This window comes from Streptomyces sp. H39-S7 (assembly GCF_027158205.1).
Classification (GTDB): domain Bacteria; phylum Actinomycetota; class Actinomycetes; order Streptomycetales; family Streptomycetaceae; genus Actinacidiphila.
Genome location: NZ_JAPVLU010000004.1, coordinates 49,117 through 71,774, shown reverse-complemented (window position 1 = coordinate 71,774; position 22,658 = coordinate 49,117). Strand labels below are relative to the sequence as shown.

The window sequence follows — 22,658 nt, the reverse complement described above, 5'->3', positions numbered from 1 at the left end:
GCGAGGGTCCACGAAGTGCGGGCCTGTCCCTCACGGGAGTGGATGCCCCGTTCTGTCGGGTATCACCCCTGTGTCGGGATTGGCGCTCTTCGAGGGTGTTGCGAAGATACGCCAATCCACCGTGCCAGGCCCGCCCTTGCGGCGACGGACATTGCGGGATTGCTCACACGATCGGGGGTTCTCCGTCGATCGGGCGTCCGACTACGCCGGGGCGCCGCTGCCACGGCAGCGGGCCGCCGGGCGGCCGGTACTCCACTCCGAGTGCGTCAAGTCGCGCGTAGTGCAATTTCATTCGGCGCTCGAAGTCCGGCCAGTCGCGCTCGGCGGGTGCGGGCAGCCGCGACCAGGCCACCTCGGCGACCGCCGCCAGCCTCGGGAACACCATGTAGTCCACGACCCGCGGTGAGTCCATCACCTCGGTCCAGGCGTTGGCCTGCGTCCCGATGACGTGCGCGGCCTGCTCCTCGGTGAGTTCCGCGGGCACCGGCTCGAACCGGTAGACGTCCTCCAGGGTGCGCACCCGTGCGATCGGCACCGGCTCGTCGGCCAGGTCCGACTGGCGCCAGTCCAGGTAGACGTGCGACTCCGGGCACATCACGACGTCGTGCCCGGCCCGCGCGGCGGCGATCCCGCCCGCGTACCCCCGCCACGAGGAGACGGCCGCCCCAGGGGCCAGGCCGCCTTCGAGGATCTCGTCCCAGCCGATCAGCCGGCGGCCGCGCTCGGCGAGCCAGCCGTCGAAGTGCCGGATGATCCAGCTCTGCAGCTCGTCCTCGTCGGCCAGCCCCAGCTCCTTAATGCGCTCCTGGGCCGACGCGGAGGCGCGCCACTGCTCCTTGGGGCACTCGTCGCCGCCGATGTGGAAGAACTCGGACGGGAACAGGTCGAGCAACTCGGTGAAGACGCCCTCGTAGAAGCGCAGGGTGCCGTCCGAGGGGGCCAGCACGTTGGGGTTGACGCCCCAACTGGTCAGCACCGGGAGCGCGCCGGTGTCGACGACGTCGGCGTTGCCCAGTTCGGGGTAGGCCGCGATGGCGGCCTGGGAGTGTCCGGGGATGTCGATCTCGGGCACGACGGTGATGTGCCGCTGTGCCGCGTAGGAGACGATCTCGCGGATGTCGTCCTGGGTGTAGTAGCCGCCGTGCGGGCGTTCGTCCCACCGTTCGGACTCACGGAGCCCCACCTTGGTCCGCTCGCGCCAGGCGCCGACCTCGGTGAGCCGCGGGTAGCGCTTGATCTCCACGCGCCAGCCCTGGTCGTCGGTGAGGTGCAGGTGCAGCACGTTGAGCTTGTGCGCTGCCATCAGGTCGACGTAGCGCAGCACCGCGTCCTTGGGCAGGAAGTGCCGGGACACGTCGAGCATGAGGCCCCGCCAGCCGAAGCGCGGGGAGTCCTCGATGTGGCAGAACGGGATGTGCCACTCGCGTGCCGCCAGCGGTGCGCGCCGGAACGCTTCAGGGCCGAGCAGCTGGCGCAGCGTCTGCGCACCCCAGAAGACGCCCGCCGGGCCGCCGCCGTGGAGGTGGACACCGGTCGGCGAGACCATGATCCGGTACCCCTCGGGCCCGAGATCGTCGGCGACCACCTCGGCGACCGTGATCCTGATGGCGTCGGTCTCCGAGCCGTCACCCGGAGCGAGCCGGTGGCCGGTGGCCGCTCCGAGTTCCGAGCGCAGCCATCTCTCCGCCCGCTCCGCGCCCGGCCCGGCGGCCAGCACCGTGTCGGGTCCGAGGACGAAGAACTCGTCCTCCGGGGCGTCGGACACCGTGCGCGGAGCGGGGATCAGATCCATGACGGACATCCTGCCCCGCCGGAACCGGATTGGCATAGACCAATCGGGCGGCTACTTGCGCCGTGTCCGGCGGACACGGCCCAGGTCAGCTCTTGCCGCTCTTGTCCTTGTCGCCGCCACCGAGGGGCATCGTCTCGAAGATCTCCTTGCACATCGGGCAGACCGGGTACTTCTTCGGGTCCCTGCCCGGCACCCAGACCTTCCCGCACAGCGCCACCACCGGAGACCCGGAGAGCGCGCTCTCCATGATCTTGTCCTTCTGGACATAGTGCGCGAAGCGCTCGTGGTCGCCATCGCCGTGCGACACCTGCGGGGTCGGCTCGACGAGGGTGCCGGTGCCCGCCCCGCGTTCGGGCTCAAGAGTGCTCATAACCGTCAAGCCTAATTGAGCGACGGGTCGTCCGGGTACGTGGCCACCATCGCCAATTCGTTGCGTTGCCGCCTGAGCACGGAGCGCCACAGACGCTCCGGGTCCGGCGAGGACACATCACCCGGTTCGGACTCCACGACGTACCAGGCGCCGTCGACGAGTTCGGCCTCCAGCTGGCCCGGCCCCCAGCCGGCGTACCCGGCGAAGATCCGCAGGGAGCCCAGCTCCGCCGCGAGCAGTTCCGGCGGCGCCTCCAGGTCCACGAGGCCGATCGCGCCGTGCACCCGCCGCCAGCCCAGCGGGGCGTCGTCCCCGTCGTCCCAGGACTCGCCGGGCACCACGGCCAGCCCCAGCGCGGAGTCCAGCGAGACCGGGCCGCCCTGGAACACCACCGGGGGCGAGCCGGCCAGCACCGCCCACGGCTGGAGCACGTCGCCCACCCCGATCGGCGTGGGGCGGTTCAGCACAACGCCCAGCGACCCCGCCTCGTCGTGGTCGAGCAGGAGTACCACCGCACGGTCGAAATTCGGGTCCGCCAGCGCAGGCGTCGCCACGAGCAGCCTGCCGGTGAGCGAAGTGACCTCCGTCATGGTCCACATGATCCCGCATCGGGGGCGTTCGCGGGATGCCAACGACCGCCCCCGGCGTAATCGCGCAGCGTGCGGGCAGTCGAGCGGGAGGTCCCGGCGGCCCCGCAGGCCTTGTACCGACTGGTAACCGAGGGGGTGGGCCGTGGCTGTAGCGAAGTCATGACAGAGCCGTCACCTCCTGTGCTTACAGGAGTCCTCCGTAGGCGCATTACCATTTCTTCCTGGTGCCTGCGGGGACCCCGCCCACTTTTATGACTGTCTCCAGGAACGCGAGATCCATGACCGACGCTTCCGACGTACTGCTTGTCCATGGCGGAACCCCGCTCCGGGGCGAGATCCGTGTCCGTGGCGCGAAGAACCTCGTGCCCAAGGCCATGGTCGCCGCCCTCCTCGGCAGCGAGCCGAGCCGACTGCGCAACGTGCCCGACATCCGCGACGTCCGCGTCGTGCGCGGGCTGCTCCAGCTGCACGGCGTGACGGTCCAGGCCGGTGAGGAACCGGGCGAGCTGGTGCTCGACCCCTCGCACGTCGAGAGCGCGAACGTCGCCGACATCGACGCGCACGCCGGATCCTCCCGGATCCCGATCCTGTTCTGCGGCCCGCTGCTGCACCGCCTCGGCCACGCCTTCATCCCGGGCCTGGGCGGCTGCGACATCGGCGGCCGGCCGATCGACTTCCACTTCGACGTGCTGCGCCGGTTCGGCGCGACCATCGAGAAGCGGCCCGGCGGCCAGTACCTGGAAGCCCCGCAGCGGCTGCGCGGCTGCAAGATCACGCTGCCGTACCCGTCCGTCGGCTCGACCGAGCAGGTGCTGCTGACGGCCGTGCTGGCCGAGGGCGTCACCGAGCTGTCGAACGCGGCGGTCGAGCCCGAGATCGAGGACCTGATCTGCGTTCTGCAGAAAATGGGCGCGATCATCTCGATGGACACCGACCGCACGATCCGGATCACCGGGGTCGACAAGCTCGGCGGCTACAACCACCGCGCGCTCCCGGACCGCCTGGAGGCGGCCTCCTGGGCGAGCGCGGCGCTGGCCACCGAGGGCAACATCTACGTCCGCGGGGCCCACCAGCGGTCGATGATGACCTTCCTGAACACCTTCCGCCGGGTCGGCGGCGCCTTCGAGATCGACGACGAGGGCATCCGCTTCTGGCACCCGGGCGGCCCGCTCAACGCCATCGCGCTGGAGACCGACGTCCACCCGGGCTTCCAGACCGACTGGCAGCAGCCGCTGGTGGTGGCGCTGACGCAGGCGTCCGGCCTGTCGATCGTCCACGAGACGGTCTACGAGTCCCGGCTGGGCTTCACCTCGGCGCTCAACCAGATGGGCGCGCACATCCAGCTCTACCGCGAGTGCCTGGGCGGCTCCGCCTGCCGCTTCGGCCAGCGCAACTTCCTGCACTCGGCGGTCGTCTCCGGCCCCACCAAGCTCCAGGGCGCCGATCTGGTCATCCCCGACCTCCGCGGCGGCTTCTCGTACCTGATCGCCGCCCTGGCGGCGCAGGGCACCTCCCGGGTGCACGGCATCGACCTCATCAACCGCGGCTACGAGAACTTCATGGCGAAGCTCGCGGAACTGGGAGCCAACGTCGAGCTGCCGAACCCCGTCAGCGTCTAGCGCGTCCCCGGGCGGGCCCACGGGCCCGCCCGGGCCCCTGGCGGCGCCAGGACCGGCCTGGAGCGTCAGGTCCGGGCCCTGGACGCGTCAGGTCCGGCCTGGAGGCGCCAGGACGCAGCGAGGGCGGCCATCCCCCCGGGGGGATGGCCGCCCTTCGCCTTGCCAGTCGGGAACTACTTGCCCTTGGCGGCTTCCTTGAGCTTGGAGCCCGCGGAGACCTTCACGCTGTAGCCGGCCGGGATCTGGATCGGGTCGCCGGTCTGCGGGTTGCGCGCGGTGCGAGCGGCACGGTGCGTGCGCTCGAAGGTCAGGAAGCCGGGAATGGTGACCTTCTCGTCGCCCTTGGCGACGATCTCGCCGACGGTCTCGGCGAGAGCGGCCAGAACGGCGTCGGCGTCCTTACGGGTCACCTCGGCGCGCTCGGACAGAGCGGCCACCAGCTCACTGCGGTTCATATCTTTACTCCCGTGTTCTTTCTGCCAGGGGGGCGCGAGCTTGAAGCTGATGCTGCCTCACTGCCCGAGTTGCATCCTGCCCCCATATATGGGGGGAAAGCCAATCCGGCACCCGAGCGCGTCGCTGAGAAAGCGGCGCGGATGCGTTGCGATGACCCAGTGTCGTCACACAGTGGCCGTCGATTCGGTTGCCGCGCCCATCGCCTTTGCCGCGTTCCGAACGGCTCCCGCGACGGCGCCCGCCACCTTGTCGTTGAAAACGCTGGGAATGATGTAGTTCGCGTTCAGTTCGTCCTCGCCGACGACATCGGCGAGTGCGTACGCGGCGGCCAGCATCATCTCGGTGTTCACCGTACGGCTCTGCGCGTCCAGCAGGCCGCGGAAGACGCCCGGGAAGACCAGCACGTTGTTGATCTGGTTGGGGAAGTCGCTGCGGCCGGTGGCGACCACCGCGGCGGTCTGCCGGGCCACCGCGGGCTCCACCTCGGGGTCGGGGTTGGCGAGCGCGAAGACGATCGCCCCCGTGGCCATCGCGGCGACGTCTTCGCCGGTCAGGACGTTGGGAGCCGAGACGCCGATGAAGACGTCCGCTCCGCGCACGGCCTGCTTGAGGGTGCCGGTGATGCCCTCGGGGTTGGTGTTGTCGGCGATCCACCGCAGCGGCGACTCGGGGTCGGCGTCCACCAGGTCCGGGCGTCCCGAGTGCACGACACCGTGGATGTCGGCGGAGACCGCGTGCTTCACGCCGGCGGCGATGAGCAGCTTGAGGATGGCCGTACCGGCCGCGCCGGCGCCCGACATGACGACCCGTACGTCACCGATGTTCTTGCCGACGACGCGCAGCGCGTTGGTGAGTGAGGCGAGCACCACAATGGCGGTGCCGTGCTGGTCGTCGTGGAAGACCGGGATGTCCAGCAGCTCGCGCAGCCGGGCCTCGATCTCGAAGCAGCGCGGCGCGGAGATGTCCTCCAGGTTGATGCCCGCGAAGCCCGGTGCGATGGCTCGGACGATCTCGACGATTTTGTCTGGGTCCTGGGTATCGAGGCAGATCGGCCACGCGTCGATGCCGGCGAAGCGCTTGAAGAGCGCCGCCTTGCCCTCCATGACCGGCAGGGCGGCCATCGGGCCGATGTTGCCCAGGCCGAGCACCGCGGAGCCGTCGGTGACGACGGCGACGCTGTTGCGCTTGATGGTGAGGCGGCGGGCGTCCTCGGGGTTCTCGGCGATGGCCATGCACACGCGGGCGACGCCCGGGGTGTAGATCATCGAGAGGTCGTCACGGTTGCGGATGGGGTGCTTGGACGCCATCTCGATCTTGCCGCCGAGGTGCATCAGGAACGTACGGTCGGAGACCTTGCCGAGGACGACGCCCTCGATGCCGCGCAGCTTCTCGACGATCTCGTCGCCGTGCGCGGTGGACGTGGCCGCGATGGTCACGTCGATCCGGAGCTTCTCGTGCCCGGAGGCGGTCACGTCGAGGCCGGTCACCGACCCTCCCGACGACTCCACCGCGGTGGTGAGCTGGCTGACCGCGGTCCCGCTCGCCGGGACCTCCAGCCGTACCGTGATCGAGTACGAGACGCTTGGCGCCGTTGCCATCCTGCCGACCTTCTTCCACTGCCTGCTTGTTCAAACGCTCTGCCGCTCGATCGTTGCACCTACTGGCCGGTACGCGTAACCGCGGCCTCGGCAACGGAAAGATACTTCCACCATGCGAGAATTCGGCGGAATTTTCAAGCCCGGACTGTGACCTTCGGCAAATTCCGGGTTGTCGGCAGATGCGGGAAGCAACCCACGGGGCGGTTTGTTAGCCTGGGTACGGCACCGGCTCGATCCAAGCCCCCGGGCCCAACCTTAGGCGCTTCGAGCGCCCACTTGCCGCGAGGCGAGCATGGCGGGCCGGTGTCATCAACGTCCGACGGGCGCCCCTCTCAGGAGGGGCGCCCGTCGTCGTTCCGCACGTGCGGCCGGTCAGTCCCGCAGCAGGTCCGGGACCCCGGACCCGTCCGGGGTGTCGCGCTCGCCGGAGAGCACCGTGAGCCGCTGGGTGGCGCGGGTCAGCGCCACGTAGAGCACCCGCAGTCCGGCCGGCGACTCGTCGGCGATCTCCGCCGGGGAGACCACGATCGTCGCGTCGTACTCCAGGCCCTTGGCCTCCAGGCTGCCCAGCGCCACCACCCGCTCGCCGAGCCCCGCCAGCCACTTGCGGGCCTGCCCGCGGCGGCCCATGGCCACCACGACCCCGACCGTGCCGTCCACGTCCGCCAGCAGCAGTTCGGCCTCCGCGCGGACCGCGGCCCCCAGGTCGGGGCCGGCCACCGAGAAGCGCGGCACGAGGCCGGTGGAACGCACCGCGCGCGGCGACTCCATGCCGGGCATCGCCAGCTTCAGCACCTTCGCCGCGAGGTCGGCGATCTCGGAGGGGTTGCGGTAGTTGACCGTCAGGGTGAAGCGGCGGCGCGGCCGGCTGCCGAGCGCCTCCTCGCGCGCCTGGGCGGCCTCGTCGGGATCCGTCCAGGAGCTCTGCGCCGGGTCGCCGACGATCGTCCAGGTCGCGGTCCTGCCGCGGCGGCCGACCATCCGCCACTGCATCGGCGTCAGGTCCTGCGCCTCGTCGACGATGACGTGCGCGTACTCGGCCCGGTCCTCGTCGAGCCGGTCCGCCCGGTTGCGGCGGCCGCCGCCCATCCGGTCGGCCATCGTGGTGACCTCGTCGAGACCCGTCAGCATGTCCATCGGGTCCGCGTCGCGCTTCTTCGGCCGCGGCGGCGGGCCCAGCAGCGTCTCCAACTCGTCGAGCAGCGCCACATCGTGCACGGTCACGCCGTCGCGGCGCAGCGAACGCGCCACCCGGCGCACCTCGGGCGGGGTGAGCACCCGGCGCGCCCAGCGGCCGAGCCGCTTCTCGTCGGCCAGCGCCGCGAGCACCCCGCGCGGGGTGAGGATCGGCCAGTACCCCTGGAGGAAGTCCAGGAACTCCGGCTCCGTCGAGATGTCCTCGTCGAAACCCTGGCGCTCCTCGGCGGCCAGTTCCTGGTCGTCGGAGCGGCGTCCGGCCTTCCGCCACAGCGCGTCCAGCAGCAGCCTGCGGGCGCGGGGGCGCAGCAGGTTCACGGGGGCGGTGCCGCCCAGCACGTTGTGCCGGATCTGCGACAGCTCCTGCTCGCCCAGCTCCAGCCGCCGCCCGAAGGCGACGACACGCAGCGTGGTGCGGGAGACCTGCGGACCGCTGTCGTCCTCTTCGTCGTCCTCGAAGAGGGCGGCCTGCTGCGTGGGCCTGGCCGGCTGCGGGGCCTCCAGCGCGCCGCGCGCCGCGTTGCGCAGCACCTTCATCATGCGCAGCGAGCCCTTGATGCGGGCGACCGCGGGCTCGTCGTACAGGTCGGCCTCGACGCCGTCGACGAGCGAGCCGACGGCGCGGATCGCGACCTGGCCCTCCTCGCCGAGCGACGGCAGGACGCCCTCGGTGTACGCCACCAGCAGCGGCGTCGGGCTGACGACCAGGATGCCGCCCGCGTACCGGCGGCGGTCCTGGTAGAGCAGGTACGCGGCGCGGTGCAGCGCGACCGCCGTCTTGCCGGTGCCGGGGCCGCCGGTGACCTCCGTGACGGAGGCGGCGGGTGCCCTGATCACCATGTCCTGCTCGGCCTGGATGCTCGCCACGATGTCGCGCATCGTGTGGCTGCGGGCCTGCCCCAGCGCGGCCATCAGCGCACCGTCACCGACCACCGGAAGCCCGGTCTCCAGCTCCGGGCGCAGCAGGTCGTCCTCCACCCCCAGCACCCTGCGGCCCTTGGAGCGGATGACGCGGCGGCGCACCACCCGCCCGGGGGCGACCGGGGTCGAGCGGTAGAACGGCGCGGCCGCGGGCGCCCGCCAGTCGATCACCAGCGGCGCGTAGTCGGCGTCCAGGACGCCGATGCGGCCGATGTGCAGCACTTCCGCGATCTTCGCCGCGTCGTTCACGACGGCGTCGTCCGCCGGTTCGAGCGAGGTGAACGCGCCGTCGGCGCCCCGCTTTCCGTCCTTGCCCTGCAGCAGGTCGATCCGTCCGAAGAGGAAGTCCTCGAACTCCGCGTTGAGCCGGTTGAGGTGCAGTCCGGCGCGGAACACCTGCGCGTCGCGCTCGGCGAGCGCGCCGGGTGTTCCCACCTGGCCGCGCTTGGCGGCGTCATCCATGAGGAACTCGGCTTCGTGGATCTTCTCCTCGAGCCGGCGGTACACCCGGTCCAGGTGCGCCTGTTCGACGGCGATCTCCACGTCCCGGACCCCCCCGGGCGCTGCGGTTTGCGCGGCCACGCAAGACCCCCTTCTCCTGTGCGTTGAGAGCGCTCCGTGCAGGTTCGGCTACACGCACGGGGCAGCCTGCAACCGTACGCGACCCGCGCCCCCCTGCGCACCACTCCGCCTGCGACGGGCTCGCGATTCCCCACCTCTGGTCGATCACCGGGCCGTTGGAACGGGGACCCCGCGCACCGCTCGCGCGCCCTCCTGTCCGCGGACCCGCCCACTGGCCCGTCCCTTGACCTAGCCCACGTGGGCCGGGCGGGGCACTCTGGGGGCAGCGGGTCACGGGCGGCAGCAACTGGAAGGGTGACAGGCACATGACGGCTACGGCCTCCTCCGAGCTTCGATTCGACACCGGGCGGGTGAGCCTCGACCTCCTCGCGACGGTCTCCGGACGGCTCTCCGAGGAGCCTGTCGACCGTCTCGACTCGCCGCGCCGGCTGACCCAGTGGCTCTACGGCACCGGGCTCGTCCCGAGCGGCACGGCGGTGGCGGTCGACGCGGCGTGGCTCGGCCGCTTCCTGGTGCTGCGGGACGTGCTGCGGCGGGTCGTGGCGACGCAGTTGGCCGCCGGGCCGCGGGACGGCACGTCACCCGCTGCGCTGTCCGCCGATGATCCGCTGTCGACGACGCCCTCGGCCGCCGACGTCTCCCGGCTCAACGCCGCCGCGCTGGCCGCGCCGCCCGCGCCCAGTGCCCGGCCCGCGCCGGACGGCACCCTCGTCCGCACCCTGGCCGCGCAGCCCGACTGCGGCGCCCTGCTCGCGGCCGTCGCGCGCGACGCCGTCGAACTGCTCACGGACCCCGTCGCACGGGCCCAGCTGCGGCAGTGCGAGGGGGAGAGCTGCTCCCTGGTCTATCTCGACGCGTCGCGCGGGCGCCGCCGCCGCTGGTGCAGCAGCGAGATCTGCGGCAACCGGGAGCGCGTCGCCCGTCACCGCCGCCGCGCGGTGGCCGCCCAGGACTGACCACCCGCCGGGGGAGGCGGCGCCGGGGCTACTCCTCCCCCGCGTACTTCTCGTCCGCCAGGGGATCCAGCGCCAGCCGGTACCCCCGCTTCACGACGGTCTGGATGAGCTTGGGCGCGCCCAGCGCCGTCCTCAGCCGGGCCATCGCCGTCTCGACGGCGTGTTCGTCACTGCCCGCGCCCGGCAGGGCCTTCAGCAGGTCCGCGCGCGGGACGACCCAGCCCGGCCGCCGCGCCAGCGCGCGCAGCAGCGCCATGCCGGCGGGCGGTACGGTCCGCAGTTCGCCGTCGACGACGACTGCCTGGCCGCGGATCTCGATCCGGCGGCCCGCGACGGGCAGCGACCGCACGCGCCCCGGCAGTTCCGCGGCGATCAGCTGGACGAGCGGGCCGAGCCGGAAGCGGTCCGGCTGGGACGTCGGGATGTCGTGGGCCTCCAGCGGCAGGGCGGTGACGGGTCCGACGCAGGCCGGCAGGACGTCGTGCCGCAGCGCGTCGAGCAGCTTGTCGAGCCGGCCGAGCCGGTCGGCACGTTCCAGCAGGGAGACCACCGCGGGGGCGCTCGTGAAGCTCAGCGCGTCGACCGACCGGGCGATCACCGCGTCGATGAGCCGGTCGACCGGGCCGATGTCCTCCGGCGCCATCCACCGGTACACCGGCACGCCGACGACCTCGGCGCCCGCCGCCCGCAACGACTCGATGAAGCCGGGCAGCGGCTCACCGTGCAGCTGGACGGCGATCCGGCGGCCCGCCACGCCCTGCTCCAGGAGCCGGTCGAGGACCTCGGCCATCGACTCGGAGGCCGGCGACCAGCTCTCCGTCAGCCCGGCCGCCCGGATCGCGCCCTTCACCTTGGGACCGCGGGCCAGCACCTCCACCTCGCCCAGCCGGGCCAGCAGGGCCTCGCCCAGGCCCCAGCCGTCGGCCGCGCCGATCCAGCCGCGGAAGCCGATGGCGGTGGTGGCCACCACGATGTCCGGACCGTTGTCGAGCAGTTCCTTGGTCGCGGAGAGGAGTTCCGCGTCGTCCAGCAGCGGCACGATCCGCAGCGCCGGCGCCCGCAGCACCGCGGCCCCGCGCCGCTCCAGCAGCGCGACCAGCTCGTCGGCGCGCCGGGCCGCCGTCACGCCGACCGTGAAGCCGGCCAGCGGCAGCACGGAGGCGGCCGCCGCGACCTTCCCGGGAGCCGTGACCGGCGGCGCGGACCCGGCGGGCGGGGGTTCGGTGGAGGTGGACCCGGAGTTCGTGGACCCGGGGTCCGTGGCTACGGGGTCCGTGGCCTCGGTGGCGGACGGCGCCCGCGCGCCGTCCTCCCGCTGTTCTGCCTTCCGCACCTGCATGGCTTGCCCCGCTCCGCTGGAGGAACACGTATCTGGTGGCCCCCGCCGCCGGTGGTCGGGCTCACATCCGGCCTTTTCCCGCCGGTCGGACGCATGGTGCCAACACGGAGTGACGGGCGGGGTTCGCCCGGATTTCACCAGTGTTACGTGCTGGTTCCCGGCCGGCGGCCGGATCCGGCCGCACCGGGCCGCTCCGGCGCCGCCGCGCCGTGCCGGGTCCCGGCGCGGCCGGACCGGTCACACCTCCGCGTAGCTCAGCTGCGGTGCCGGTTCCGCCGTCGGGGAGAGCGGCGCGGCGGTGGTGGGACGGCGGAGGTATACGGCCCAGGTGAGTGTGAAACACACCGCGTAGAAGGCCAGGAAGGAGACGAAGGCCGGAGTGCCGGTGTGCGCGGTGAGGAAGGACTGGCGGAACGCCAGGTTGATGCCGAGGCCGCCGAGCGCGCCGACCGCGCCGATCAGACCCATCGAGGCTCCGGAGAGCCGGCGCCCGTACGCTGCGGCGGCCTCCCCGCTGAGGCCCATGGCGAGCGCCTTGGCGTGGTAGATGCCGGGGATCATCTTGTACGTCGAGCCGTTGCCGAGCCCGGAGAGCACGAACAGGGCGATGAAGCCCGTGGTGAAGACCGGCAGCGACTTCTGCACCGAACCGAGCACGACGACGAGCGTCGCGGCGGCCATCCCGAGGAAGTTCCAGAGCGTGATGCGCGCTCCGCCGAACCGGTCGGCGAGCCGTCCGCCGACCGGGCGGATCAGCGAGCCGAGCAGCGGCCCGATGAAGGTGATGGACGCGGCCTGCAGCGGGGTGCGGGAGAACTGGTTCTGCAGCACGAGGCCGAAGGCGAAGCTGTAGCCGATGAACGAGCCGAAGGTGCCGATGTAGAGGAAGGACATGATCCAGGTGTGGGCGTCCCGCACCGCCTCCCGGGCCGCGCCGGTGTCGTTCCTGACCGGTGCCAGGTTGTCCATCCGCAGTGCGGCCAGCACCGCCGCGAGCACGATGAGCGGGATGTACACGGCGAGCAGGATGCGCGGGTGCGAGGCGCCCGCCGTTCCGATGACGAGGAGCCCGACCAGTTGGAGCACCGGCACGCCGATGTTGCCGCCGCCCGCGTTGAGGCCGAGCGCCCAGCCCTTCTTCCGGAGCGGGAAGAAGGAGTTGATGTTGGTCATGGAGGAGGCGAAGTTGCCGCCGCCCACCCCGGTGAGCGCCGCCACCAGCAGGAAGGTGCCGTACGAGGTGCCGGGCTTCATCACGATCACGGCCGCGATGGTGGGAAGCAGCAGCATCAGTGCACTGAAGATCGTCCAGTTGCGGCCGCCGAAGCGCGCCACGGCGAACGTGTACGGGATCCGGACGAAGGCGCCGACCGCCGTCGCCATGCCGACCAGGAAGAACTTTCCGGCCGGGTCGATGCCGTACTCGGGGCCCATGAAGAGCACCAGGACCGACCAGAGGGTCCAGACGGAGAAGCCGATGTGCTCGGAGAGGATGGAGAAGAGCAGATTGCGGTTGGCGGTCCTGCGGCCGCCGTTCTCCCAGAACTCGGTGTCCTCCGGGTCCCACTGCTCGATCCAGCGGCCCCCCCTGCGCGTATCCGTAGCGGTGGTGTGCATGACGCCTCCAGGCCCTACCGGTGTCGGGTGTCGTCCACGACAGTAGAAACGGCCGGTTACCGCCCGATGGCCCGAGGTGACGTGGGGGGAACCATGCACTCACCCGGCGCCGGGGGCCGCTGTGAGACGCGCGTCGTCGGGCCGGACGGTGGGGGCGGGACGGACGTCATCGGGCCCGGGGAGGGCCGCGAGGTGGGCGTCGGGGTCCGGGAGCCAGCTGCCGGCGGGCCGGTGCAGCCAGTGCCCGGCCGCCGCCAGGGCGGTCACCGCCTCGTGCAGGGCCGTCAGCCCGGGGTGGCGCAGCCCGCGGCGCCAGACCATCGAGACCAGGGCGAGGGGGACGGGGTCCGCCAGCGGCCGGAGCACCGCGCCGGGCATGTCGAGGAACTCGGTGGTGGCCAGCACCGGCCAGCGGTGCTTGGCCACCAGCCGGATGAACTCCGCCTCGCCCTCGATCTGCGGGAAGGGCGCGGCCACCGCGATCCCCCGGCCCGCGAAGAGCCGCGTCGCGAGATCGGTCCACTCGGCGGTGGTCGGGTTGCCGGCCCCCGCGTACAGCGTCTCCCCCGCCAGCGCGTCCAGCGGGATCCGCTCCAGGCCCGCGAGCGGGTGCTCCCGCGGCAGGACGACGGCCATCGGCTCGAAGCGCACCGGCCGGTGGTCGAGCCGGGACAGGGCGGCCGGGGACAGCCCCGCGACGCGGCCGAAGGAGACGTCGAGACGGCCGGCGAGGATATCGGCGGCGGCGCCGGTGAGGCCGCTGTGGAAGCGGGCGATCAGCTCACTGCCGGGGGCCGTCGCGCGCGCCTCATCCAGCACCCGGCGCCCGGTGCTGACGGGAGCGCTGACGTCGACGAGCAGCGGCCGGTCGGCCGCCGCGAAGGCCGCGGCCAGCTCGTCCTGCGCCGCGAGTACCCGCCGCGCGTGCGGAAGAAGCCTTTCGCCGTCGGCGGTGAGTTCGACGCGCCGGGTGGTGCGGACGAACAGTTCGGTGCCCAGCTCGCGCTCCAATCGACGGATGTCGCGGCTGAGGGCCTGCTGCGCGACAAAGAGCGCGGCGGCGGCGCGGGAGAAATGCAGTTCCTCGGCGACGGCGGCGAATGCGCGCAGCAGGCGGGGTTCCAGATCGTGGGGCACGCCGCCATTGAACACCCGCCCGTCCATTGACAACGAAAACGCGTCAATGGCCGCCGATCAGGTGTTGGACCGCGGCAGCGGCCCGCGGCCAGGCTGATCACATGCACCGTCGCCCTCCCGCACCGCTGCTCCTCACCGCCGCAGGCGGCACCCTGATCGCCGCCGACCGCACCGTCAACCGGCGCGCCGTCGACCGGCCCGCCCTCCAGCACGCCGGCACCGTCCGGCCGCCCGGCCGCTTCGGCGCCTACCGGCGGATCTTCGCCGCTCCGGGCAGCGCGGCCTTCACGGCGGGCAGCCTGCTGTCCCGCGCCCCGATGGGGATGTTCGGCGTCAGCCTGATCATCATGATCGCCACGACCCGCGGCTCCTACGCGCTCGCGGGCGCCGTGGCCGCCGCCGGCCTGGCCGCGACCGCCGTCCTCGCCCCGCTCATAGCCCGCCTCACCGACCGGTACGGGCAGGCCAGGGTCGCGCTGCCGGCCACCGTGTGGTCCGTGACGGCCTGCCTCGCCCTCCTGCTGTGCGTGCGGTACGACGCCCCGTCCTGGACGCTCTTCGCCACGTACACCGCCAAGTCGACGACCCCGAACACCGGTGGCATGGCCCGCGCCCGCTGGGCGCACCTCTACCGCGACGACCCCGCGGCCCGCCACGTGGCCAACTCCTTCGAGCAGGTCGCCGACGAGTTCTGCTATCTGCTCGGCCCGGTGCTGGCGGCATTCCTGTGCACGGCGCTCTTCCCCGAGGCGGGCATGCTGGTCGCGAACGTCCTGCTGCTCGCGGGGGTCCTGCTCTTCATCGCCCAGCGCGGCACGGAGCCGCCCGCCGCGGGACGCCCCGCGACCCGTACCGGCTCCCTGCTCCGGGTGCCCGGCCTGCCGGCCCTGCTGGCGGTGTTCTTCTGCACCGGGGTGATCTTCGGCACGCTGGAGGTCACCACGATCGCCTTCGCCGACGCCCGCGGCCACGCGTCGGCCGCCGGCGTCGTCCTCGCCCTGCAGGCCGCCGGATCGGGCGCCGCGGGCCTGCTCTACGGCCTGTACCGGCCCACCGGCCCCGCCACCACCCGCTTCGCGGCCGCGGTGGCGGCGATGGCGGCCCTGATGACCCTGCCGCTGCTCGCCCGCGACCTGCCGACGCTCGCCGGCTGCCTCTTCCTCGCCGGCTGCGCCACCGCCCCCACCATGGTCAACGGCATGACCCTGGTGCAGAGCCTCGCGCCGCCGAACCGCCTCAACGAGGGCATGACGGTCGCCGTCACCGGCATCCTGGCCGGTATCTCCGCCGGTGCCGCCCTCGCGGGCACCGCAGCCGAACGCTTCCCCGCGGGCACCGGCTTCTGGCTCCCCGCCGCCGCGGGCGCCCTCGCCGCCGCCCTGGCGCTGCGGGTACGCCCGCGCACCCGCGTCCACGCATGAGAAAGGCCCCACCGCGGTGAGCGGCGAGGCCTTCGTCATACATGGGGTTGGTGGAGATGGCGGGAATCGAACCCGCGTCCTGTGGTGCGGAATCAGGGCTTCTCCGAGCGCAGTCCGCTGTGCTTTTCTCAGCCCTGGCAATCACGCGGACAAGTTGCCAACGGGCTCAGTCACTGTTTGGTTTCCTTCAAGCCCCCGTGACCGGGTCATGAAGTTTAGTTCCCTTGATTATGCCAGGATCCAGGCCGGGAACAGCTCCTGGGCTGACACTCCGTAGAGCTTTCTTCCTAGCTACTTATTAGGCAGCGAGGGAGAAAGCGGAGGCATCGCGCTTGGTGTTGGCGATTATGTTTTGCGACATATGGTTAACGAGATCATTGCCGCTTCCTCGGCTCGCTTCCCCTGCTTCGACATCCCCAGTCGAAACCGATCATCCCCATGTTGATTTTTCAAAGTGTCACCGGAACTGGCGGGCGAACCCGACGGACCCGGTGGCGCTGCACCCATCGTACGTGACCAACACGTTGCCGGGCCACTGCATTCCCGTGCGGCCGCGGCGCGCCCGTCAGGCGCGCTGGCGTCGCCTGACCGCGGAGATCGCGCGGTTCGACTCGCGGGTGTCCTGCTTCTCGCGCAGGGTCTGCCGCTTGTCGTACTCCTTCTTGCCCTTGGCCAGCGCGATCTCGACCTTCGCCCGGCCGTCCTTGAAGTACAGCCGGAGCGGGATGATCGTGTGGCCCGACTCCTGCGTCTTGTGGATCAGCTTCGCGATCTCGGCCTTGTGCAGCAGCATCTTGCGCTTCCGGCGGGCCGCGTGGTTCGTCCACGTCCCCTGCGTGTACTCGGGGATGTGGACGTTGTGCAGCCACGCCTCACCACCGTCCAGCTGCGCGAAGCCGTCCACCAGCGAGGCGCGGCCCATGCGCAGCGACTTGACCTCGGTGCCGGTCAGCACCAGGCCCGCCTCGAAGGTGTCCAGGATCAGATAATCGTGGCGCGCCTTCTTGTTCTGCGCGATCAGCTTGAGACCAGTCTCTTTCGTCATAGCGCGGCCATTCTCGCACTAGGAGGGGGGTCTGAGGCCACTCAATACTTCCCTGGCCTCCGTCACCGCCGCGTCGGAGGCCCCCGCGGGGGCCGAGCCGCCGTTCACCGTCAGATCCGGTTCGATGCCCCGGCCGTCCACGTTCCGCCCGTCGGGCAGGCTGTAGTGGCCGACGGTCAGCTCGGCGACCGAGCCGTCCGGCAGTTCGCTGGGCATCTGCACCGAGCCCTTGCCGAAGGTCCGCGAGCCGATCACGACCGCCCGGCCGCGGTCCTGCAACGCGCCCGCGAGCAGTTCCGCGGCGCTCATGGTGCCGCCGTCGACCACGGCCACCAGCGGGGTCACGGTGTCGCCGCCGTCCTTCGCGTAGAGGGCGCGCTGCCGGCCGTGCACGTCGTAGGTAGCGACGAGGCCGCCGTCGAGGAAGACGGAGGAGACGGTGACGGCCTCGGTGACCAGACCGCCGGAATTGCCGCGCAGATCCAGCAGCACGCCCCGGCTGCCGGCGCGCACCGCGTCGCGCACCGCGGACCGCACCTGGCCGCCGACGCCCTTGGTGAACGCCTCGATCTTGATGGAGGTGACGTCCCCCTCCAACGTGCCGACGGTGACGGCTTCGGTGGCCAGCACCTCGCGACGCAGCGTGATGTCGCGGTTACGGTCGCCGGTGCCGGCGTCGGCGCCCTCGTGCTCCAGCCCGAGCCGGACGACGGACCCGGCGACGTTGTCGCCGCGCAGCTCCGCCACGACGTCCGTGACCGGCTTGCCGTCCGCCCGCACCCCGTCGATCGACCGCAGCCGGTCGCCGACCCGCACCCGCGCGAGCGCCGCGGGACTGCCGGCCTGCACCCGGGCCACCTGGATCCAGCCGCCGCCGGTGCGCCGCACCCAGATCCCCACGCCCACGTAGCGGCCGTCCAGGGCCTGTTGCAGGCCCGCGTACTCCTGGGCGGTGTAGAACGAGGACCAGCGGTCGCCGCTGCGGCTGACCAGCTCTTCAGCGGCTTCCGGGCCGACCTTGCCGTCGTCGATCGCCTTCGCGATCTCGTCGGAGTCGGCGACGTTGCCCGCCGGGATCCGGCTCTGCGGCGCCGACGCGGACCGCGCGGGAACGGCCAGGGCGCCGGCCGCCACGCCGGTGGCCAGCACCGCGCCGAGGCCCGCGCACACGAACGTCAGGGCGACCCCGCGGTGTGAACCGCGGGGCGTCCCGAACATCAGCCGGCCGGACATGGCGGGAAGTCTAGGGCAGAAACGGGCGCCATACGGAGAGTTGACCGCAGACCGCCCGAAGCGGCGCTCACACCTTGAGGTATTTACGGAGCGTGACGAGAGCCGCGAGGGACGGCATCAGGATGCTGCACACCAGCACCAGGGGCAGGACCTTGATGACGTCGCCCCAGCCGAGGAAGTGCACCAGCGGGATCTTGTCCTGGAGCTTCAGCCCGTGGTCGATCAGCATGTACCGGCCGGTCATCAGCATGCCGCAGGCCACCCCGCCGCCGACCAGCCCGGCGAAGGCCGCCTCGGCGATGAACGGCATCTGGATGTAGAAGCCGGAGGCGCCCACCAGGCGCATGATCCCGGTCTCCCGCCGTCGGCTGAACGCCGAGACGCGCACGGTGTTGATGATCAGCAGCATCGCGACGATCACCATGAAGACCATGGTTCCGAACGCCATCCACGTCATGCCGCCGAGCAGGTCGAAGAGGTTCTTCAGCAACTTGCGCTGGTCCTGCACCTCCTGGACGCCGGGACGGCCGGCGAAGGCGCTGGAGACGACCTGGACCTTCGTCGGGTCCTTGAGCTTGACGCGGTACGACTCCTGCAACTGGTCAGGAGAGAGGGACCCGGCCACCGGCGAGTCCTTGAACTGCTCCTGGTAGTGCTTGTACGCCTCCTGCGCGGACTCGTAGAAGACGGTCTCGACGACCGGGAGCTTCTCCAGGTCGGTCTTGATCGCCTTCTTCTGCTCCTCCGTGACAGCGCCCTTGGAGCACGAAGGGGTGCTCTTCACGTCCGCCTTGTTGCAGAGGAAGATCGACACCTGGACCTTGTCGTACCAGTACCCCTTCATGGCGTCGACCTGCTGACTGGCGAGCCAGGCTCCGCCCGCGAGGGCGAGCGACAGGGCGACCGAGATGATCACCGCGAAGGTCATGGTGAGATTGCGCCGGAGACCGACGCCGATCTCCGACAGGACGAACTGGGCGCGCATGATGTCCTTTCAGGGGGCTGGTGGCTATGACTACGGAACGGAACCCGGTTCGGTTCAGTGCTGGTAGCCGTAGACACCGCGCGACTGGTCGCGCACCAGTCGCCCCTTCTCGAGCTCGATGACGCGCTTGCGCATCTGGTCGACGATGTTCTGGTCGTGGGTGGCCATCACCACGGTGGTCCCGGTGCGGTTGATGCGGTCCAGGAGACGCATGATGCCGACCGAGGTCTGCGGGTCGAGGTTTCCCGTCGGTTCGTCCGCGATCAGCAGCATCGGCCGGTTGACGAAGGCGCGGGCGATGGCCACACGCTGCTGCTCACCACCGGACAGCTCGCCCGGCATGCGGTCCTCCTTGCCGGCCAGGCCGACGAGGTCCAGCACTTCGGGGACCGTCTTGCGGATCGTCCCGCGGGGCTTGCCGATCACTTCCAGCGCGAACGCCACGTTCTCCGCGACGGTCTTGTTCGGAAGCAGCCGGAAGTCCTGGAAGACCGTGCCCAGCTGGCGCCGCATCTGCGGCACCTTCCAGTTGGAGAGCCTCGCCAGATCCTTGCCCAGGACGTGCACCATGCCGGTGTCCGTCCGCTCCTCGCGCAGGATCAACCGGAGGAAGGTCGACTTTCCGGACCCCGACGAACCGACGAGGAAGACGAACTCGCCCTTCTCGATCTCCAGCGAGACATCCCGAAGTGCAGGACGGTTCTGCTTGGGGTAGGTCTTGGTGACGCTGTCGAATCGGATCACGTTCGCACCAGTGAGGTAGCCGGATATTGGGGGCGGACAACCGCAGGGGCGGCTCTCCTGGTGTGGGCGACCATACGCGAACGGCGTAGGGGCGCGCAGTCGGCGTCCTGGGTTCGTGTGTTTGCGCACAGGGCACAGGGGGGCAAACCAGGCATCGAGGCCTGCACCTCACGCTGTGAAATCATGCGAGGCGCGCCGATTCCGGCCGAAGCTGGCACAGTGGAGGAACCGAACGGCCCAATGGCGCGTTCACCGGCGGAGGAGGAGATCGCATGACATCCGACCGACTGGTGTGCGCGAACTGTGCCGGCCCCGTGAGCGAGGGCCGCTGCGCGGTCTGCCGCGCCAACCGCGCCCGCCTCCAGCAGGAGAACCCCTGGTCGGCCCTGAGCCCGGCCGCCCTCATCGCCCTCCTGGTGGCCCTGCTGGCCGTCGTCCTGGTAGTAGAACACGCCACCTGAGCGCGCGCGCTGCGTGAGCGGCGCATATAGGGGCCCGGGCCCGAGCGGCGGGGTCCGGGCCGGGGTCCGAACAGCGTGAAGGGGTGCGTCTGCGGCGCTGCGCACCTTGACCGCGCGGAGGGGGGGAGGCGCCCCCTTGGCGTGCTGGTACGCATTGGTGATCAGCTCGCAAGCTACTTCCGAACTTGCGTTGTGCAACGACGCGAAGTCACCCGAGGTGCGGCTGTTCGCGATGCTCCAGGTAGTGGCTGATCCGGAGCCGCTGTGTGTGGTGCATGGCAAGGTCGGCAAGGTCGTCCGGGGCAATGAACCGGAGCTCCGTGGACTCGTCGGAGATGGCCGGTCGGCCACCGACAATGCGGGCGGTGAAGCAGACGTTGAACTGCCGTCGGACTTCGCCGTCCGAGTAGGCGATCACGTGACGGGGGTCGGTGTACGTGCCGACAAGGCCCGTGATCTCCACGTCAAGGCCGGTCTCTTCCTTGACTTCACGAATGGCTGTTCCCGGCAGTGAGTCCGTCATGTCCATACCCCCACCCGGCAATGCCCAGAGATCGTTGTCGCTCCGGCGCTGGAGCAGAATCCGGCCCTCATCGTCGGTGACGACGGCGGAAGCCGCCACGACCAAGCTGTTCGGCTCGGGCGCGTTCGGGTCGTCGTAGTACTCGGTGCGTGCCATGGTCACACCTCCTGTACTGGCGTCGCGGTCGCCCACACGGCAGCGAAGCTCTCTGCGTATGTGTCGAACAATCCACCACCGGTGTTGCGGCGAAGATGCCAGACCGGGGCCGCGTACGCGTTCACTCCCCAGACGTGAGCGTTGACCAGCGCTTGATCATCTGCGCGGTAGAGAGAGTTGTAGAGGGTGGTTCCGTGCATGCGGATATCGATGCCGGACACACCGGTGAGGGCCCGGTAGTGCATAAGGGCAAGTCGGCAGCGCGACTCGATGCCGTGGCCGAACCGCTCCTCCTGGCCACGCTGCTGAACGTTGGAACTGTCCGGATCACCTACCGCGATCCGGATCGCGCAGCCTGCGGCAGCCCGCTCCCGCAGCAGTTCATTGAGCCGGGGATATGCCTCGTGAAGGAAGACGGCGGCGTACACCAACACGTCGATCTGTTCACGCGCTTGCAGCAGCATGTCCACGAAGGCAGACGGGGGAACGTCCGCGCGCTGTTCGTAGAGCGCCACCAATTCGGGACTGACGGCGCGAGCGGCACGGGCCTGCCGGGAGCGCGCCGGCCATAGAGCGTTCACGTCTTCTCCTAGCGTCTCCGCCGCCAGCATGGCCGTGACACGGCGCGGTGTACGACCGAGATTGACCCACCGTTCGACGGACTTGGGATCTACCTCGGCTTTCGCCGCAAGAGTGGCGTGTGTCCAGCCTCCGGCCGCCATGACTGCACGTAATCGTTCGTTTGGCATCCGAGTCTCTCCCCACTTGCTGGGACGGCACTAGGGACGTTTTACCCGGTCTGGGACGTCCCGAAGTGGGTTTTGGGAGAGGTTCCTACGTCCTGATTGCCGGCGTGATGATCCATCCATGAGCGATGAGGCGATTCCGGAAGTCGGCGCGCTGGCGGTGGATACGGCCAAGGGGCGTGCGCAGTTCGCGTACCGCGCGTGGCTCGACCACGTCATGGGCTGCAAGGTCGCGTGCCGGGCGGATGGCGTTGACTGCGAAACTGCTGCCCAGCTGCGGCAGGCGCTCCGTGACGCGCGTGGGGAGGCCACGCCGTGAGCGGCAAGCCGCCGCCGGTCGCCCCGGCCAAGTGATCACGGTAACGCGGGACTGATGACGTGACGCGTGCTGCCAACGCTGCATGAAGCGCAGCGCACAAGCTGCGCAGACAGTCCGCACCGGGCCCGTCCCGAGGCGGGTACGCAACGAGAGGGGCCCGGAGCGCGCCGCCTGCGCGCTCCGGGCCCCTCTCGGGATGTATCAGCTACTGGCGGCCTGTTCAGGCAGCCGTGCGCCGGTTGGTGAGGCGCGGCATCATGCGGAAGCCGACGCCACCGGCGATCATCGTCGCGGCACCGACCAGCAGGAAGGTGGTCTCACCCGAACCCGTCTTGGCCAGCTCCTGGTTGGTGCTGCCCTGGGCCACCGGGATGGTGTTGTGGCTGTCGGTGCCGGTGTTGTTGCAGTCGACGCTGTCACCGGTGAGGGTGCAGGCGCCGCTGTTGCCACCGGTGGTACCGGTGCTGTGAGACGGAGCGACCGTGGTGGGGCTCGTCGTCGGCTTGGTGGTGCCGGTCGGCGGCTTGGTGGTCGTGGCCGGCGGAGTCGTCTTCGGCGGAGTCGTCTCGCTGGGCGGCGGAGTCGTCGTCGGCGGCGGGTCCGTCTTCGGCGGAGTCGTCTCGCCCGGCGGCGGAGTCGTCGTCGTCGGCGGCGGGTCCGTCGGCGTGCCCGTGGTGGTCTCGTCGACGCCGGGAGCGGCCACCGTGACGTCCACGGACACGGCCTGAGCCACGCCCACGGCCGTCAGGGACGCGCCCGCGGCGATGACCGCGGCGGCGGCTATGCGCGCCAGACGCAGTCGGGTGTTTTTCTTGCTCATCTGGTAAGTACCCCCAGTAGCGGATCTCTGT

General features: G+C 70.8%; 21 protein-coding genes and 1 other RNA gene. 5 read left to right on the top strand and 17 right to left on the bottom strand.

What is annotated here, in order from left to right:
* Nucleotides 1-163: 163 nt before the first annotated feature.
* From O3X23_RS05230 to O3X23_RS05220, 3 genes are all read right to left on the bottom strand, one after another.
* Entirely contained in the window at nucleotides 164-1,792 is a 1,629-nt protein-coding gene (locus tag O3X23_RS05230; RefSeq protein ID WP_269269929.1) for a beta-N-acetylhexosaminidase, read from the bottom strand.
* 85 nt (nucleotides 1,793-1,877) lie between these two features.
* On the bottom strand, nucleotides 1,878-2,162 hold the full coding sequence (locus O3X23_RS05225) for a DUF3039 domain-containing protein (protein WP_269269928.1): 285 nt from the start codon (nucleotides 2,160-2,162) through the stop codon (nucleotides 1,878-1,880).
* An 11-nt stretch (nucleotides 2,163-2,173) separates the two neighbouring features.
* Complete coding sequence (locus O3X23_RS05220) at nucleotides 2,174-2,752, bottom strand: YqgE/AlgH family protein (protein WP_269269927.1); 579 nt, start codon at nucleotides 2,750-2,752, stop codon at nucleotides 2,174-2,176.
* 278 nt (nucleotides 2,753-3,030) lie between these two features.
* Between O3X23_RS05220 and murA the strand changes: the two genes are divergently transcribed.
* Nucleotides 3,031-4,371: a UDP-N-acetylglucosamine 1-carboxyvinyltransferase gene (gene murA / locus O3X23_RS05215; protein WP_269269926.1), complete on the top strand. Its 1,341-nt coding sequence runs from the start codon at nucleotides 3,031-3,033 to the stop codon at nucleotides 4,369-4,371.
* A gap of 173 nt (nucleotides 4,372-4,544) precedes the next feature.
* Here murA and O3X23_RS05210 read toward each other — a convergent pair whose 3' ends face one another.
* The 3 genes from O3X23_RS05210 to O3X23_RS05200 all read right to left on the bottom strand — a co-directional run bounded on the left by O3X23_RS05210 (nucleotide 4,545) and on the right by O3X23_RS05200 (nucleotide 9,125).
* A complete protein-coding gene (locus tag O3X23_RS05210; RefSeq protein WP_007264399.1) occupies nucleotides 4,545-4,826 on the bottom strand; it encodes an HU family DNA-binding protein in 282 nt (93 codons plus the stop codon).
* Between the two features lie 165 nt (nucleotides 4,827-4,991).
* A complete protein-coding gene (locus tag O3X23_RS05205; RefSeq protein WP_269269923.1) occupies nucleotides 4,992-6,425 on the bottom strand; it encodes an NAD-dependent malic enzyme in 1,434 nt (477 codons plus the stop codon).
* Nucleotides 6,426-6,797: 372 nt separating this feature from the next.
* Nucleotides 6,798-9,125 carry a HelD family protein gene (locus O3X23_RS05200; RefSeq protein WP_269269922.1) on the bottom strand — a complete coding sequence of 776 codons (2,328 nt, stop codon included), beginning with the start codon at nucleotides 9,123-9,125 and terminating at the stop codon, nucleotides 6,798-6,800.
* 305 nt (nucleotides 9,126-9,430) lie between these two features.
* On the opposite strand from O3X23_RS05200, the gene O3X23_RS05195 reads away from it, so the two are divergent.
* Nucleotides 9,431-10,081: a CGNR zinc finger domain-containing protein gene (locus tag O3X23_RS05195; RefSeq protein ID WP_269269921.1), complete on the top strand. Its 651-nt coding sequence runs from the start codon at nucleotides 9,431-9,433 to the stop codon at nucleotides 10,079-10,081.
* A 28-nt stretch (nucleotides 10,082-10,109) separates the two neighbouring features.
* Here O3X23_RS05195 and O3X23_RS05190 read toward each other — a convergent pair whose 3' ends face one another.
* From O3X23_RS05190 to O3X23_RS05180, 3 genes are all read right to left on the bottom strand, one after another.
* Nucleotides 10,110-11,420, bottom strand: a complete 1,311-nt coding sequence (locus O3X23_RS05190; protein ID WP_269269920.1) for a uroporphyrinogen-III synthase — start codon at nucleotides 11,418-11,420, stop codon at nucleotides 10,110-10,112.
* 237 nt (nucleotides 11,421-11,657) lie between these two features.
* A complete protein-coding gene (locus O3X23_RS05185; protein ID WP_269269919.1) occupies nucleotides 11,658-13,037 on the bottom strand; it encodes an MFS transporter in 1,380 nt (459 codons plus the stop codon).
* A 99-nt stretch (nucleotides 13,038-13,136) separates the two neighbouring features.
* Nucleotides 13,137-14,174, bottom strand: coding sequence for a LysR family transcriptional regulator (locus O3X23_RS05180; RefSeq protein ID WP_269269918.1), 1,038 nt, complete (start codon nucleotides 14,172-14,174; stop codon nucleotides 13,137-13,139).
* Between the two features lie 101 nt (nucleotides 14,175-14,275).
* Between O3X23_RS05180 and O3X23_RS05175 the strand changes: the two genes are divergently transcribed.
* Nucleotides 14,276-15,595 (top strand): MFS transporter, encoded by a 1,320-nt coding sequence (locus O3X23_RS05175; RefSeq protein WP_269269917.1) that lies wholly within the window; start codon nucleotides 14,276-14,278, stop codon nucleotides 15,593-15,595.
* Nucleotides 15,596-15,643: 48 nt separating this feature from the next.
* Here the strand turns inward: O3X23_RS05175 and ssrA are convergent.
* The 5 genes from ssrA to ftsE form a co-directional block, all read right to left on the bottom strand.
* Nucleotides 15,644-16,033: a transfer-messenger RNA gene (ssrA, locus tag O3X23_RS05170) on the bottom strand.
* Between the two features lie 127 nt (nucleotides 16,034-16,160).
* Entirely contained in the window at nucleotides 16,161-16,640 is a 480-nt protein-coding gene (gene smpB / locus O3X23_RS05165) for an SsrA-binding protein SmpB (RefSeq protein ID WP_269269916.1), read from the bottom strand.
* 18 nt (nucleotides 16,641-16,658) lie between these two features.
* Nucleotides 16,659-17,873 carry a S41 family peptidase gene (locus tag O3X23_RS05160; protein ID WP_269269915.1) on the bottom strand — a complete coding sequence of 405 codons (1,215 nt, stop codon included), beginning with the start codon at nucleotides 17,871-17,873 and terminating at the stop codon, nucleotides 16,659-16,661.
* A gap of 67 nt (nucleotides 17,874-17,940) precedes the next feature.
* A complete protein-coding gene (gene ftsX, locus O3X23_RS05155) occupies nucleotides 17,941-18,858 on the bottom strand; it encodes a permease-like cell division protein FtsX (RefSeq protein WP_269269913.1) in 918 nt (305 codons plus the stop codon).
* Nucleotides 18,859-18,912: 54 nt separating this feature from the next.
* Complete coding sequence (gene ftsE / locus O3X23_RS05150) at nucleotides 18,913-19,602, bottom strand: cell division ATP-binding protein FtsE (RefSeq protein ID WP_138357585.1); 690 nt, start codon at nucleotides 19,600-19,602, stop codon at nucleotides 18,913-18,915.
* A gap of 272 nt (nucleotides 19,603-19,874) precedes the next feature.
* Between ftsE and O3X23_RS05145 the strand changes: the two genes are divergently transcribed.
* Nucleotides 19,875-20,063, top strand: a complete 189-nt coding sequence (locus tag O3X23_RS05145; RefSeq protein ID WP_269269912.1) for a hypothetical protein — start codon at nucleotides 19,875-19,877, stop codon at nucleotides 20,061-20,063.
* A 208-nt stretch (nucleotides 20,064-20,271) separates the two neighbouring features.
* Here O3X23_RS05145 and O3X23_RS05140 read toward each other — a convergent pair whose 3' ends face one another.
* Together O3X23_RS05140 and O3X23_RS05135 are read right to left on the bottom strand one after the other, a co-directional pair.
* A complete protein-coding gene (locus O3X23_RS05140; protein ID WP_269269911.1) occupies nucleotides 20,272-20,742 on the bottom strand; it encodes an NUDIX domain-containing protein in 471 nt (156 codons plus the stop codon).
* Nucleotides 20,743-20,744: 2 nt separating this feature from the next.
* Nucleotides 20,745-21,491: an XRE family transcriptional regulator gene (locus tag O3X23_RS05135; RefSeq protein ID WP_269269910.1), complete on the bottom strand. Its 747-nt coding sequence runs from the start codon at nucleotides 21,489-21,491 to the stop codon at nucleotides 20,745-20,747.
* A 118-nt stretch (nucleotides 21,492-21,609) separates the two neighbouring features.
* Between O3X23_RS05135 and O3X23_RS05130 the strand changes: the two genes are divergently transcribed.
* On the top strand, nucleotides 21,610-21,807 hold the full coding sequence (locus O3X23_RS05130; RefSeq protein ID WP_269269909.1) for a hypothetical protein: 198 nt from the start codon (nucleotides 21,610-21,612) through the stop codon (nucleotides 21,805-21,807).
* A gap of 220 nt (nucleotides 21,808-22,027) precedes the next feature.
* Here the strand turns inward: O3X23_RS05130 and O3X23_RS05125 are convergent, their stop codons facing one another.
* Nucleotides 22,028-22,627 carry an LPXTG cell wall anchor domain-containing protein gene (locus O3X23_RS05125; RefSeq protein ID WP_269269908.1) on the bottom strand — a complete coding sequence of 200 codons (600 nt, stop codon included), beginning with the start codon at nucleotides 22,625-22,627 and terminating at the stop codon, nucleotides 22,028-22,030.
* Nucleotides 22,628-22,658: the final 31 nt, after the last annotated feature.